Origin of the sequence: Mycobacteroides franklinii (genome assembly GCF_002013895.1) — a bacterium.
Taxonomy (GTDB): Bacteria; Actinomycetota; Actinomycetes; order Mycobacteriales; family Mycobacteriaceae; genus Mycobacterium; species Mycobacterium franklinii.
The window spans coordinates 67,753-82,404 of sequence record NZ_MAFQ01000005.1 but is presented as its reverse complement, the minus strand read 5'-3'; the positions used below and the strand labels follow the sequence as shown (position 1 = coordinate 82,404).

The following is a 14,652-nucleotide window of genomic DNA, read 5'->3' as shown; positions in this document are numbered from 1 at the left end:
ATTCGTCGCAGCCGTCTCCAAGGCAGGGGTCGCCGAGGTGCACACCGCATGGCCCGGCATACAGAGCACTAAAAAATGAATCGAGCCGTACTGATGGCGCTACCATCGCAACGCCATGACCGCTGCTCCCACTCACCCTTCTCGGTTCATCGGACGCGATGACCTGCGAAACACAGTCGCGCGCGTGGCCACCCGTGCGGACAACCCACCCCATGTGGTGCTCCTGGTCGGCGAAGCCGGTATCGGAAAGTCGACATTGCTACTACATGCGACCACAGCCGCCGCCCAGCGTGGGGTCCGGGTGCTGCTCACCGCCGGTGGCGAGCCCGAGCTGCAGCATGCCTACACGTCAATGACCGAACTCATCTGGCCCCTGCATGACCACATCGAAGAGCTGCCCACCCCCCTGCGTGACACCCTGAACGACATCCTGGGGGTGAGTACGCAACCGACACCGCGCGGTCCGGTCGTCATTCGGCAGGCGCTGCTCGCGCTGCTGAAATCAGCCTCCCGTGAACGCCCGTTGCTGCTCGCGCTCGATGATGTCGATCTCCTCGACCGCGACACCCGAGAAGTGGTGACCTCGATATCTCGGCGCCTCATCGGCACACCGGTGTCGGTGATCATGACGGCCCGCCGACGGGAGAGCCTGTCCGGGTTCGACTCGGTCATCACTGTCCTGGACGTGCCCCCGCTGACCGATCGGGAGGCGAGCGATCTCCTCGACGCTCAATCGCCTCCCCCCGAACGGGGTGTCCGCGGTGAGATGGTCCGTTGGGCAGGCGGAAACCCATTGGCACTGATCGAGGGGGCGCGCTTCTATAGACTTTCCGGTGCCACGGTGTTCCGGTCCAACAGCATGCCCGGATTCCGTGGCGCGCATTCCATCTTCTCTATGGAACTGGCGGCACTCGACGCCGATTCCCGAAAACTTCTGCTGTACAGCGCTTCCGGATCGGGCTATGAAACCGTCGACGTCATCACCCAAGTCGCCGGCTACGGCTCTGACCTGTCCCTCTGGAAGCCTGCCGAGGAGGCAGGGCTGGTGAGCATCACCTCGGACAAGCGGGTCAAGTTCTGTCATCCGTTACTTCGCACACTCGCCTACACCGATTCGAGTCTTATCGATCAACGTGCCGCCCACCTATCCTTCGGGGCGTCGACTTCACTCGAGGATTCCTGCCGCTCTTGGCATCTGGCGGCAGCAGCCACTGAACCCGATGAATCCATCGCATGCGCCCTCGAACGATCCGCGCGACAGGCCCAACGACGCGGCGGCTACCTGGAAATCGCGCGCGCCATGCGGCGTGCCGGTGAGCTGAGCGTTGCCGGGGATGATGGCGCACGCCGCTACGCCCTGGCGGCTGCGGCTGCGAACTTCGGCGGTGATCCCGCATGGGCACTCACGCTCTGCGACAAAGCATCTCAGTTGACATCCGATCCCGATGTTCTCGGCTACGCCTCGCTCACGCGAGGTTCCATACGGCTGCAGGCGGCGCAGGCTACCGAGGCCTTTGAACTGGTCCGTCGCTGCATGGACGGGGTAACGCCGCCCGAGGGCAGGCTGGCTCTGACGCTTACCTATCTCGGCGCGTCTTGCTCCTACTACTCCGGTGACATCACCCATCGGGAGGCGCTCCAGAAGTGGCTGCCCCGGCTTCCATTCGACGATTCCGAGCCTCAGGGCAGCCAAGTCGAGTTCTTCACGTTCCCGGTCGGATCGGCTGCCCTGCAGCGCAGTTACATCGGCATGTACGCCGATACCGTCATCCCCGGCCACCTCAGGCCTGCTCCTTTCGACCGGTACTGGCTGACACCACAAGCCAACGATCTGGAACCCTTCCGACAGTTGGTGGTCGGTGTGATGGCTTCTGTGAGCGAGGAATCGGCGCTTGCTGCTTGCCATCTCACCGAGGCAGTGGAGTCGCTTAAGAGCACCGGCGGCATGCGCGGCTTCACCTACGCGATGGCACCGCTGGCCTGGGCTCTGCTGGACACCGGCCGCTGGGATCAACTCGATGAGCTTCTTGCCACCACCGCGGACCTATGCGAGATCAACGATCTCGCACTGCTTCACAACGAGACGACCGTGTGCCGTGCGCACTTGCTCGCATATCGCGGTGCCCCGGACGATGCTGCCGCGACACTGCGGAGCGTCGAAACGTCCTCGCTGGGTGCGATGTCGGGCCCGACGTGCGCGGCGCTAGTGCGGGCGCACGGCTGGACCGCGCTAGCCCAAGGCGACTTCGACAGCGCCTACCTGCACTTTCGTGAGCAGTTTCATGCCGACGGGACGCCGACGCACTTCGTGGTATCGCACCGCGGAATGGCCGAGCTAGCCTGGGCGGCCGCGCGAAGCGGTCGCGCCGAAGAAGTGCGTCCACTGATCGATGCCATGGGGCAACAGCTGCACTCCGAATCACCCGTACGGATTCAGCTCCTGCATCATCAGGCGACGGCGCTGGTGTCGACGACGGCGGACGCGGAGAACCATTTTCGGCTCGCTGTACAGGATCCCGTCGGAGACCAGTGGCCATTGGAACGTGCCCGGGCGCGTTTCCACTACGGGGAGTGGCTGCGTCGGGCGCGCCGACCGGCAGAGGCCCGTCCACTTCTGACGGCGGCCCTGACGGTGTTCGAACGTCATGGCGCTGAGACCCTGGTCGCACTCGTGCGGGCCGAGCTGCGCGCGGCGGGAGTCGTGTCAAAATCGGCCAGGACCACAGCGGGTTTCGACTCGCTGACGGCACAAGAGCGGCAGATCGTCAGACTCGCCGCCTCCGGCCTGACCAACCGGCAAATCGGCGACCAGCTCAACCTTTCGCCTCGCACCATCGCCTCCCACCTCTATCACGTCTACCCCAAGCTCGGTGTCAGTCGACGGCACGAGCTGCGCGACGTCATCGAATAGCTCTGACGTCCAGGGGAGCGTTGTTGCTGTCGAGATGCTCGACAGTCGTGAACACCAGCTCGGCATCGCCGATGTTCTCGATGTCGTGGAGCAGGAACTCGCCCGGCCCGAAGTCGTAGTGGCGGGTCTCCCCCGCCTCGTACGACACCTCTCGGGTGGTCCCGTCGAAGGTGTGCTGACGGCTATTTCCCGCCGTCACCGCGGTCCAGAAATAGTCGAGCACGTGGCGGTGGGCGTGCCAGCGTTCGCCGGGGGCGAGCCTAATTTCCCATACTCGGACGCGATCGTTCTGGCTCAGCAGACGCGATCCGACGCGGCCATCCTGGGCGTGTTCAGTGAACTCGGCCTTGAGTTCCCCAGACCATCCCTCGAAATCCGTACCGACCACTTCACCCGCAAGCGGGAGGTCTCGAAGAAAGCTGCTGTCTGACATGGTTTTCCCTTTCCTGAACGAGCCAACTAACGACCGGGTCCGTACAGTCCGAAGCGGAGGTCAGGGTCCCCGGGCGTCCACGTGTTGTCGAACTGCGAACGCTCGCCCAGGTCTCTGACTCGCTTGAGCAGACCCTCCCCTAACCGCAGCTGCTCCGGCTCCCACTTGCCAAGCGCGGCCTGAATGTCCCCGGCCGAATCCTGCAGCGCGGCAGCCAATGTCCAGGCGTCGGCAGCCGCCTTCGCTGTCCCTGCAGCGGCATGCGGCCGCGAGGCGCTCGCGGCGTCACCGATCAGAGCCACCCGTCCTACCGCCATCCGCGCGGACCGCACATCGGAAAGGATCTGCAGGTACGGCGCCTTGGTGGACACCACGGCCTCGCCCACCGCCGGACCGAGCACATCGACTGCAGTACTGCGCATCTCCTCCACGTAGCGGTCCTGGACCTGGCCCGGATGCACCGATACCGGGCTGGTGAATCCGCGCTTATCGATGAGCATCTCGGTGAGATCGGGCCCGGCGAGTACGTTGCGATACCAAACGTAGTTGATCAGCGCATGTTCCGGGCCGAGGCCCTCCTCACCGGGGATGGGGTACATCAGGATGTGTGAGTTAGGGATGACGACATAGGTCACGGCGTCGTCGATCACGGCTCGGGTTTCCGGGCTCAGGTCCGCCTGTCTGACGGTGCCCCGCCACCCGACGTATCCGGCGTACTCGAGCCTAGCTTCGGGATCGAAGCGCTCACGGGTCACTGAGGTGATGCCGTCTGCGAACACCAGCAGATCGGCCGAGGCGGTCTTGCCGCTGACAAACCGAACGGTTGCCTGGTCGTCGTCTTGGCTGAACCCACAAGCGAATTCACCGCAGTAGTAACGCTCGGTGCCGAAGTCGGCGAGCAGCGCCCGGTAGAAGGTGCCCCAGGACGTGTAGGTCCAAATAGCTTCCTCGCGGTGCACGACTGCGCCATTGCCATCAAGATGCTGTACGTAGGACGTCGAGGTTCGCAGGTCGTCGATGCTTTGTTCACTGCGTTCGACGAACCAGCGGGCCGTGTCCGGCTGTAGGACGATCCCGCTGCCCCGGCCGTCAAGCGCTGTCGAGGTGCGCTCATAAACGTCAACGCTGAATCCCAGGTCGCGCAACAACAGCGCCGTCGTCAGCCCGCCGATGGATCCGCCGACAACGATGGCGGATGCGGTGGAGTATTCACTCATGTTGATCCCTTTTCGGTCTCGCGAGCTTTTCAGTCTGTTATCGCGCCGGCGCTTGAACAGCCTCGGGCGTAGGCCCGTTCCAGACATCAGTCATGTGACTGATGTGCGTATGCCTTCGGCCACGCACAGTTCACCCATGAGTTCACCCCGGCCTGCTGCCGCATGCCCCGACTCCGCCGACCGCTCATGACTACCGTTCCCGCAACCGCACAACAGGTGGCGGAACTGTCGGCGCTACCTGACGGCGCGCCCCACACCACCCGGGTGGGCGGGGTGGACATTGTGCTGATCCGCCGGGGCTCAGACGTCTCGGCACTGTACGGACGCTGCGCACATCGCGGTGCGCTGATGGCCGACGGCTACCTCGAAGGCGACATTCTGGTCTGCGGCGTACACGGCTGGCGCTATGAGGTGGACACCGGTGTGTCCCCGGTGAACCCCGCGGTCGCGTTGACGAAATTTCCCACTTGGATATCCAATGATGCTGTCTACGTAGATAAGTCGGCTGTGTCCGCATTCGCTAAGGCATACCCCGTGTCGTATGAGGACGACGGCTACCAGGGCAGCTGGATCAAGCCCTCTGATACCGCCGAGGAGCCCTTCGTCACGCAGATCCATGAGCTCGCGGCGCACGGGCTCGACAGAGTCGGACATCACGGCACGATGGCGGCGATGGGCGTCCCGCGCGATAAACTGCCGTCCTGGGATTCGATTCAGTTGGTGACCGCTCAACTGGCACGTCTACCTCTGCTGGACGACGAGCCCGTCGATACCCGCACAGTCATCGGGCCGGGTGCACGACGACCGTTGACCCTCGACATCCCGCTGTTCATCAGCGACATGAGTTTCGGGGCGCTCTCACAGGAGGCCAAGACGGCGCTCGCGGCGGGCGCTGAACTCGCCGGGACGGGTATCTGCTCCGGCGAGGGCGGCATGCTCCCCGAAGAACAGCAACACAATTCTCGATATTTCTACGAGCTTGCCTCCGCCAGGTTCGGGTGGAGCTTCGACCACGTGAAGAAGGTGCAGGCCTTACACTTCAAGGGCGGGCAGGGCGCCAAGACCGGCACCGGTGGGCATCTGCCAGGCAACAAGGTTGTCGGCAAGATCGCCGAAGTCCGGGGCCTCGCACCGGGAACTCCCGCCATCTCCCCGGCCCGCTTCCCCGACTGGACCTCCCTGGACCAGTTCCGTGAGTGTGCGGACGAGGTCCGCGATTTGTCGGGTGGGATCCCGATCGGCTACAAGATGAGCGCGCAGCACATCGAGCGTGATATCGACGCCGCGCTAACGATCGGCGTCGACTACATCATTCTCGATGGCCGTGGCGGCGGCACCGGAGCGGCACCGATTCTGTTCCGCGACAACATCTCCGTACCGACCATTCCGGCCACGGCCCGCGCACGCCGACATCTGGATCGTTCCGGTGCGGACCACATCACGCTCGCAATCACCGGTGGTATCCGTACCGCCGCCGATATGGTCAAGGCGCTGGCATTGGGAGCCGACGCCATCGGGCTGTCCAACGCTGCGCTCCAGGCCATCGGCTGTGTCGGCATGCGCGCCTGCAACACCAACACCTGCCCCGTCGGTATCGCCACCCAGGACCCCCATCTGCGGAACCGGTTGCCTATCGAGCTCGCCGCCGCGCGATTGCAGCGATTCCTGGAGTCCACTGTCGAGCTGATGACGATACTGGCCAGGGCGTGCGGGCATCGCCGCCTCAGCGACTTACAGCTCGACGACCTTGTCACTTTCGACCGCAACTTCGCCTATCTCAGCGCGGTCCCCTACGCAGGAGCGATACCACTGTGAGTGAACATGAACTGGTCTGGCACAAGGCAGTCGATCGGGATGCGCTTGACGAGGGTGAAGTGACCGTCTGCCCCGTAGGACTCAAGTCCGTAGCGCTGACCAGACTGCATGGCCGCTTCGGCGCCATCGACAACCGTTGTCCGCATCAAGGCGGGCCGCTCGGACAGGGCACCCTGGAGAACGACAAGATTCGTTGTCCCTGGCACGGATTCGACTTCGATCCGTTCACCGGAGAGGCCGCGGGCGGTCCCGATTTTAATGTCCGCACATATCCGGTCGAGGTACGGGAGGATGGCGTTTACGTTGGCACCGCGCCGCCGGCGCCACATGTCCGCACCGTCAGTGACGTGCTCGTCGAAACCATGACCAATTGGGGTGTGGACACCGTTTTTGGGATGGTCGGACATTCCAATCTGGGGGTCGCCGAAGCCATGCACCGCGCCGAAAGTGAAGGGAAGCTGCGGTACTTCGGCATCCGTCATGAGGGCGCAGCAGCATTTGCGGCCTCCGCCTACGGAAAGCTGACCGGGCGCCCCGCCGCGTGTTTCGGCATCGCAGGCCCCGGTTCGACCAACCTGTTGACCGGGCTTTACGACGCCAAGGCCGATCGCGCACCGGTGCTGGCTATTTCAGGCAACGTGGATTCCTCGGTCGCCGGTAAGGGCGCCTTCCAAGACATCGACTTGTTGGCTGCTTTTTCCGACGTGTCCGTCTATTCGGCGATGGTGCGGGCGGGCTCCGATCACGCCGAGCTGATGACGATGGCGCTCAAACACGCCATCCTGGAACGGGGTGTCGGCCATCTCGTACTGCCTGATGAGGTCCAGGTGCTCCCCAATCCCGATGCCCCGGCCTCCGGACCGCATGGCCGCATGCCGGACCCGCGGGTTGGCCCACCCGCGGCGGCCCTGGCCGAGGCCCTCGATCTGATCGAATCAGCCACGCGCCCGGTGATTGTGGTGGGTGCCGGCGCGAAGTTCGATATGCCCTCCATCATCGCGCTGGGCGAGCGATTGAACGCCCCCATCCTCACCACCTTCAAGGCCAAGGGCCAGATTTCTGAACGCCATCCGCTGGCCGCCGGGGTATTGGGGCGTTCGGGTACACCCGTGGCGTCGTGGATGATGAACAAGGCAGATCTGCTGTTGGTGTTCGGCGCCTCATTCTCGAATCACACCGGGATATCACCGTACAAACCGACGGTGCAGGTCGACACCGATCCGCTGGCCCTCGGCCGATTTCGGCCGGTCACCGTCCCCGTGCTCGGCGACGTAGGGGTCACGGCCGCCGCCCTGTCCGACGGGCTCCGCCCCAATTCGTCGTTGGCCGACCAAGGTCCCGAACTAGCGCAGCGCTGGACGGTGTGGCGCGCGGAGAAGGCCCGCCGCGCCGCCTCACCCGCATACAGACGGGTACCCGCCGCGGCCATCTTCCATGAACTCAATGAGTTGACTCCCGAAAACGCCGTACTGACAGTCGATGTGGGTAACCACGCGTACTCGTTCGGCCGCTACTTCGAGCCTACCGGGCAGTCGGTGCTCATGTCCGGATATCTGGGTTCCATCGGCTTCGGCTTCCCCGCCGCCATGGGTGCTTGGGCCGCGGCCCCCGATAGGCCCATCATCGCGGTCACCGGCGACGGTGGCTTCGGGCAGTATCTCGCGGACTTCACTACGGCGGTGAAGTACGACATGAACATCACCCATATCTTGCTCAATAACGGTGAGCTGGCCAAGATCAGCGAGGAGCAACGCAGCTCCGAATACACAGTGTGGCAGACCTCGCTGCACAACCCCGATTTCGCAGCATTCGCCCGGGACTGCGGGGCCTACGGCAAGCGTGTCACCGATACCGCCGAGCTGAATTCGGTTATCGGAGAGGCCCTCAGCCACCCTGGTCCCGCGCTGGTGGAGATCCTGACCGATCCGCGCTCGCATTAGTTGGGTGGTCGTCGCCGCCAGCACGACCTCACCGTGAAGTATCAGGCCCAGGGTCGTCCGAGGTGCCCAGGTTGCATTTATCCACAACTCACGATTCATCCACAAGGATGATCCCGCACGGGGCCGGGCCCAACAGGTTCCACTAAAATCAAACATATGTTCGATATATTGCCTGATGCAGACCTGATCGATGTGATCACGTCGGCGCAGCGTGCCGAGGCGCAGGCGTGTGCCCAGAAGCTGTCGGCGATCGGGCTACTGGTGGACCGGCGCGCGGACCTCGGCAAGCCCGATGAACGCGACCGTCACCCACTGGATCGCTGGGACAGGGTCGCCGCTGAAATTGCTGCGGCTCAGGGTGTCACGCAGGCGTTGGCCTCTAGTCAGATGCGCTACGCCCAGGTTCTGCGGCATCGACTCAGGGCGGTCGCCGAACGCTTCGCCACCGGCGATCTTGACTTTCGAACCGTCGCGCTGATCGTCAATCGCACCGAACTCCTCGATGACGACACCGTGGTAACCCAGGTGGATGCCGCCATCGTGCAGGCACTGCCCCGCTGGACACGCTGGTCACAGCGACGCATTACCGCCGCACTCGATGCACTGGTGCTTCGTTTCGATCAGGACGCGCTGCGGCGCAACAGGTCCGCCAATGAGGGCCGCCATATCGAGATCCGTCCACTCGGCAACGGAGAACCGGTCGCCGAAATCTGGGGCACACTGCAGGCCACCCATGCTGTGGCGCTGGACAAGCGCCTCGATCTGTTGGCGGCCAGCGTGTGCCCGGCAGATCCGCGCACCAAGGCCCAGCGCCGCGCCGATGCGGTCGGCGCCCTGACCCGCGGTCTGGATCGGATGCGCTGCACCTGTGGGCATCCCAATTGCTCCGGCCGTGATGTGGCAGACGTCTCGGTGGTCGTCAACGTGGTCCTCAACCAATCCACGCTCGACGGCCGTGACGATCTCCCGGCCTATGTGCCGGGCTTCGGGGTGCTCGCCGCCGAGCAGGCCCGCACCGCCACCGCCGGTGCCCGCACTCGGACATTGAGCGACTCCCGCAGCACGGGATACCGACCATCCCCCGGGCTTGCCGCATTTGTGCGCTCCCGCGATCAGCTGTGCCGATTCCCCGGCTGCGAAGCCATCGCGGACCGTGCTGATATCGATCACACCGTGCCCTGGGCCACGGCTGGTCCCACCACGGGCATCAATCTGAAAGCGTTGTGCCGCAAGCACCATCTCCTGAAGACCTTCGGCGGTTGGACCGAGATCCAGGAGTCCGACGGCACCGTGGTCTGGAAGGCACCCACCGGGCACGCCTATGCGACCACTCCCGCCAGCCGGTTCCTCTTCCCGGCACTCACACGACCACGCACGCGCAAACAGGAACGCGACCAGCGCCGCCGCGCCGAACGAAACCTCAACCGCCAAGAACGATTACAACGAGAAGCGGCCCTGGCCACGCTCGCGGCGAAGGATCCCCCACCGTTCTAATGTGCGTCGACCTACTCCGGCCAGCTGTTGGCGCGGATGATCTCCACGAAATCGTCGCGGACAAACATGGGGTCATAGTGCGCGAGCACGTCAGCGTTCACGTTGCCGAAAGTGCTACGCGGGCGATGCCGGTTGCCCTCGAAGAAGGCATGCAGAATCCTGCTCTTGAAATCGGGCCGCGGATGAACCGCGACGACCGCATCTAAATCCCTGCTGGACAGCGCATCCCGCTCGATGCCGACCACATCGGTCTCGACACCGGCGGTGACCAGCGCCACCTCCGGGCTGAGGAACTCGGGAATCCCCGGCGTGGTGTGCAGCGCAATGGCCAGCCAGACGTTCTGGGCATCCTCAGCGCTTACCCCGCGCTCGATCAAGAAGTCCCGGGCGGCGTTTGCACCGTCCACCTCGAACCGCAGTTGCGAGGTCCGGTAGCCCTCGGTGAGCCCGATGTCGTGGAACATCGCACCGGCGTACAACAGCTCCAGGTCCGGTTTCACGCCACGGCGCTGGCCCTGCAGCGCACCGAACAAGTACACCCGACGGGAGTGGTGGAACAGCAGGTCATCCTCGGTGTCGCGGATGTACTCGGTGATCTCGCGGACCAGCGGGGTATCAGGGATCTCGACTCCGGCAATCTCGGTCATAGCGTCTCCTTCATCTGGCGCAACTCATGGGTGGAACTCTCTTGCGTACGAGTCTCTGGCCCCGAAGCCCACCGGTGAGAGGTGCACAACAGCCGTCGATCCCACAGATCCGGCCATGTGCACGAGTGCGCATCTGCGATCCTGAGGGCATGCCCGATGAGCGGCTCGTCATCATCGTCGTGTTCGACGGCATGAAGCTGCTGGATCTAGCCGGGCCGGCCGAGGTCTTCGCCGAGGCCAACCGATTCGGCGCCAACTATCGGCTAGTGGTCGCCTCGGTCGATGGCCACGATGTGGCGACGTCCATCGGCTCGCCCTTCGCGGTGGCCGAGACTGTCAATTCCATCGAGTCCCCCGACACCGTGTTGGTCACGGGCGGCGATGTGCTGATCGGCCGTCCACTCGACCCCGCCTTGGTAGACGCCCTGGCCCAGATATACCCCCGCTGTCGCCGCATCGCATCGATCTGTACTGGCGCTTTCCTGCTCGCGCAGGCGGGCGTGCTCGATCATCGCCGGGCCACCACACATTGGCGGCACACCGGCCTGCTGCAACGCGCGTTCCCAAACATCAGCGTTGACCCGGACGCGATATTCGTCAGGGACGCAAATGTTTTCACCTCGGCCGGAGTATCCGCGGGCATCGATTTGGCATTGGCTCTGGTCGAGGACGACTACGGATCCGACGTGGTGCGGGAGGTCGCGCGATCTCTCGTCGTCTACCTCAAACGCGCGGGCGGGCAATCCCAGTTCTCGGTGCTCGTGGAGTCGGCACCGCCCGCGGGTTCCGCACTCCGTCCGGCGACCGATGCGATAGCGGCAGACCCTGGCGCCGATCACAGTGTTGCCAGGCTTGCCACCCGGGCGGCGCTGAGCACCCGCCAGCTCACGCGGCTCTTCCACACCGAATTGGGCACTACCCCAGCACGATACGTGGAGATTGTCCGCATCGACGCGGCACGTGGCGCGTTGGATGCGGGCAGTACGGTCAGCGAGGCGGCGCGGATTGCGGGCTTCGGCAGCGACGAGACGCTGCGGCGGGTGTTCGTCAGCGAGCTGGGAGTTTCGCCGAAGGCCTACCGCGACCGGTTCCGCACGGCCACACGCTAGTGGCCGCGCGCCACCCAATCGTCGTAGTGCACGATCTCGTCGCCAATGGTGGTGGTGTCGCCGTGGCCGGTGTAGACCACCGTGTCTTCGGGCAGTGGGCCGAGTCGGCCCGAAATGGATTGCAGGATTGTCGGGAAATCGGAGAAAGACCTGCCGGTGGCGCCCGGCCCACCCTGGAACAGGGTGTCCCCCGAGAACACCGAGCGCAGTTCGGGCGCGTACCAACACACCGAACCCGGCGAGTGTCCCGGCGTATGCAGGGCATGCAGCTCCAGACCACCCACCGACAGCACCATGTCGTCCTCGACGACATGGAATTCCTTGTCCGGATGAGTCATTCGCCACAGCATGTCGTCCGCAGGATGCAGTAGCACCGGCGCGTCCAGGGCTTGACTCAGTTCCGGAGCGACGGTGATGTGGTCGTTGTGGCCGTGGGTGCACACCACTGCGACCACATTGCGTCCGGCGACAGCCTCGATGATCGGCTCAGCGGAATGGGCGGCGTCGAACACCACCACATCGTCACCCTCTCCGACGATCCAGATGTTGTTATCGACTTCCCAACTGCCGCCGTCGAGTTCAAAGGTTCCGCGGGTCACCACCCGCTCAATGCCACTCATCCATCGACCTTTCGCATCGTCTCAGTATTGCGGATCGCCCCAACACCGTTGGACCGCGCGCCATGGATCCGCGAACCGCCCACCGTGCCCACGATACGGCGACCGGGTCTTCAATACGGCACGCACAATGGGTGCCGCCAAGCGCAAGGGCACGCGTCTCCACCCCACTGTGGCGCTGGTCTCGGCGTGCATCGCGCCCAATGAATGCCTCTGGAAAGCAAGGACTTCCTGTGAACGTTCGGTATCCATCCAGTCGGTGACGAACCAGGTGCCGTCATCGTCAGGATCACCCCGGCGCCCGGGCGGAACCCCGCCGACGAGCCCCATTGCCGCAGCCGTTTCGGATGCGACCGCTGACTGCGTCGTGCGATGCGAGTCGTCGCCGCCGATGAGAAACACCTCGCTGACGTGGCTTGTCCTGATCGCGGCGCAGAAGGCGCTGGCGACATCGCGCACGTCGACGGTCTGGATGCGACCGTCTGACGGAAGTACCGCCTCGAACCGCAGCAGATGGGGATCGATGCTCCAGCGCGGCGCTGCCGTCAACACGCCGCCAAGTCGCAGCACCACCCATTCGAGTGTCGAGGACCTCACGAGTTCTTCGGCCGCCACCTTATTGGCGCCGTAGAGGTCACTCGGATTGACGGGCGTGTCCGCCGTGAGCAATCCCTTGTCGCGATGGGGATTACGGGTGCCATACACGGCAACGCTGGAGGCAAGGATGAATCGCGGCGGCGATGCCAGCTGGGAAGCTGCGGCTACCAAGTGTGCGGTGGCGTCGACGTTGACCTTCTGTGCCAGGGATCGATTCATGTAACAGAACGGCGGGATCAGGGCAGCCAGGTGAATGATCGCCCGGGGTGCGGTAGATCCAAGTAAAGACGCGGCTTCCGCGGCGGACGTGAGATCCGCCCAGCGCACCTCAACACCAGTGGGCAGACGTTCCGCGCTGCGTAGGTTCGCCGATGTGCGCAGGTCGGTGGCGACCACCGCGTAACCCTGGGCGGCAAGTGCCGCCACGACCTGCGACCCAACCAATCCGAACGCGCCGGTCACCAGGATTTGATCGCCGGCCACTTCAACCTCCAGATAGACAGGTGGCCACTATCGCTCAAACCCGGACACCTGTCCAGAACGACTACGCCCTAACCACCGTGCCCGGCGGGCGAAGGCCGGCGCGTGTTCCGGCCGCACACCGATGCCGATGAAGTAGGCGGGAATCACGGTGAGCCACCCGAAGCGCTCGATGATCGGCAGCAGCCAACCGGGGCCGCTGAGCTTTCCGCCCGTGAACACCGGGTCTACCAGGTGTCGGTGCGCCAAGATCTGCGCGGCCTGGGTAACCACCGCGGGGAACATGCGCCGGCGCTGCACCGCAGCGAGGTCTTCACGGGCAACACGCTTTTCGCGCAGCGGTGCCGCGAGGATGCGCGCGGCCGCGACCGCGTCCTGCACCGCGAGATTGATCCCGACACCACCCAGGCCCGACATCGCATGGGCCGCGTCTCCGATGCACAGCAGCCCGTCGGTGTACCAACGGGACAACCGGTTGATCCGCACATCCAGGAGTTTGACCTCGTCCATGGATTCGATCTCGTCGACCACGCCGGACAGTTCGGGCACCACGTCGGCGAGATCATCGCGGAATGCCTCCACCCCCCGTGCCCGCAGGCGCGCGTCATCTCCCTTGCGAATGAATTGGGGTATCTGCAAGTAGCCCTGCCGCGGGATGATCCCCAAGAGTTTTCCGTCCTTGAAGCGCGGAACCAGCTCCTCACCGATCCCCGGCACCCGCGGCGCGCGGAACCACCAAATGTCAGTGCCGACGGGGAATCCGCGGGGAACGAGTCCGGCCTCCTGGCGGCACAGGGACCAGCGTCCGTCGCAGACGAGCGTCAGATCGGCATGCAGCTCACCGATTCCCGTCGGGCTCTTGTACCGAACCCCACTGACCCGGCCGGACTCATCCCACAGCAACCCGGTTACCTCATGGTTCATCCGCAGGTCGAAATCCGGTTCCTCGCTGCCGACCTCGGCCAGCATGTCCAGCAGATCCCACTGCGGCACCATCGCGATGTACGGGTGCGGGGTGCGCAGCCGAGTGAGATCGGCCATCACCACTTGCTGGCCGTCCGGTTTGGTCACCCTCATCCGCTGAAGCTTCGTGTGCGGCAGCTTGTCGAATCGTTCGAAAAGACCTAGCTCATCGAGTAACCGCAGCGTGGACGGGTGCACCGTGTCACCTCGGAAGTCCCGCAGAAAGTCGCCGTGCTTCTCCAGCACCACGACCTCTACCCCGGCCCGGGCGAGGAGCAGACCCGCGAAGATCCCCGCCGGACCACCACCTACCACGACACATGTCGTCTTCTCGCTCATTTTCTCGCCCCTCTCAGATATTCACTAGGTGTTGAAATTCAAATACAGGTTACATTTAGCAGAGTTCCATGTCTAGCAGTATCATCGGGA

11 protein-coding genes are annotated in these 14,652 nt (G+C 64.3%); 5 read left to right on the top strand and 6 right to left on the bottom strand.

The window, feature by feature from the left end; genetic code table 11:
• Window positions 1–115: 115 nt before the first annotated feature.
• A complete protein-coding gene (locus tag B4393_RS07420) occupies window positions 116–2,911 on the top strand; it encodes a helix-turn-helix transcriptional regulator (RefSeq protein ID WP_078333585.1) in 2,796 nt (931 codons plus the stop codon).
• Here the strand turns inward: B4393_RS07420 and B4393_RS07415 are convergent.
• Both B4393_RS07415 and B4393_RS07410 read right to left on the bottom strand, forming a co-directional pair.
• Window positions 2,901–3,344 (bottom strand): cupin domain-containing protein, encoded by a 444-nt coding sequence (locus B4393_RS07415; RefSeq protein ID WP_078333584.1) that lies wholly within the window; start codon window positions 3,342–3,344, stop codon window positions 2,901–2,903. The two genes, B4393_RS07420 and B4393_RS07415, sit on opposite strands and share 11 nt — an antisense overlap.
• A 26-nt stretch (window positions 3,345–3,370) precedes the next feature.
• A complete protein-coding gene (locus B4393_RS07410; RefSeq protein ID WP_078333583.1) occupies window positions 3,371–4,561 on the bottom strand; it encodes an FAD binding domain-containing protein in 1,191 nt (396 codons plus the stop codon).
• A 186-nt stretch (window positions 4,562–4,747) separates the two neighbouring features.
• On the opposite strand from B4393_RS07410, the gene B4393_RS07405 reads away from it, so the two are divergent.
• The 3 genes from B4393_RS07405 (at window position 4,748) to B4393_RS07395 (ending at window position 9,810) form a co-directional block, all read left to right on the top strand.
• Entirely contained in the window at window positions 4,748–6,376 is a 1,629-nt protein-coding gene (locus tag B4393_RS07405; protein ID WP_078333582.1) for a glutamate synthase-related protein, read from the top strand.
• Window positions 6,373–8,316: a thiamine pyrophosphate-dependent enzyme gene (locus B4393_RS07400; protein ID WP_078333581.1), complete on the top strand. Its 1,944-nt coding sequence runs from the start codon at window positions 6,373–6,375 to the stop codon at window positions 8,314–8,316. The genes B4393_RS07405 and B4393_RS07400 overlap by 4 nt, the downstream gene beginning before the upstream one ends.
• Window positions 8,317–8,472: 156 nt before the next feature.
• Window positions 8,473–9,810 carry an HNH endonuclease signature motif containing protein gene (locus B4393_RS07395; RefSeq protein WP_078333580.1) on the top strand — a complete coding sequence of 446 codons (1,338 nt, stop codon included), beginning with the start codon at window positions 8,473–8,475 and terminating at the stop codon, window positions 9,808–9,810.
• Window positions 9,811–9,821: 11 nt separating this feature from the next.
• Here B4393_RS07395 and B4393_RS07390 read toward each other — a convergent pair whose 3' ends face one another.
• Window positions 9,822–10,457 (bottom strand): HD domain-containing protein, encoded by a 636-nt coding sequence (locus B4393_RS07390; protein ID WP_078333579.1) that lies wholly within the window; start codon window positions 10,455–10,457, stop codon window positions 9,822–9,824.
• A gap of 149 nt (window positions 10,458–10,606) precedes the next feature.
• Between B4393_RS07390 and B4393_RS07385 the strand changes: the two genes are divergently transcribed.
• Window positions 10,607–11,566: a GlxA family transcriptional regulator gene (locus B4393_RS07385; protein ID WP_078333953.1), complete on the top strand. Its 960-nt coding sequence runs from the start codon at window positions 10,607–10,609 to the stop codon at window positions 11,564–11,566.
• Here the strand turns inward: B4393_RS07385 and B4393_RS07380 are convergent.
• From B4393_RS07380 to B4393_RS07370, 3 genes are read right to left on the bottom strand one after another with little or no spacing between them, the layout of a single operon-like run.
• Entirely contained in the window at window positions 11,563–12,186 is a 624-nt protein-coding gene (locus tag B4393_RS07380) for an MBL fold metallo-hydrolase (RefSeq protein WP_078333578.1), read from the bottom strand. The two genes, B4393_RS07385 and B4393_RS07380, sit on opposite strands and share 4 nt — an antisense overlap.
• A gap of 21 nt (window positions 12,187–12,207) precedes the next feature.
• Entirely contained in the window at window positions 12,208–13,263 is a 1,056-nt protein-coding gene (locus tag B4393_RS07375) for an NAD-dependent epimerase/dehydratase family protein (protein WP_236743130.1), read from the bottom strand.
• 27 nt (window positions 13,264–13,290) lie between these two features.
• Entirely contained in the window at window positions 13,291–14,562 is a 1,272-nt protein-coding gene (locus B4393_RS07370; protein WP_078333577.1) for an FAD-dependent oxidoreductase, read from the bottom strand.
• Window positions 14,563–14,652: the final 90 nt, after the last annotated feature.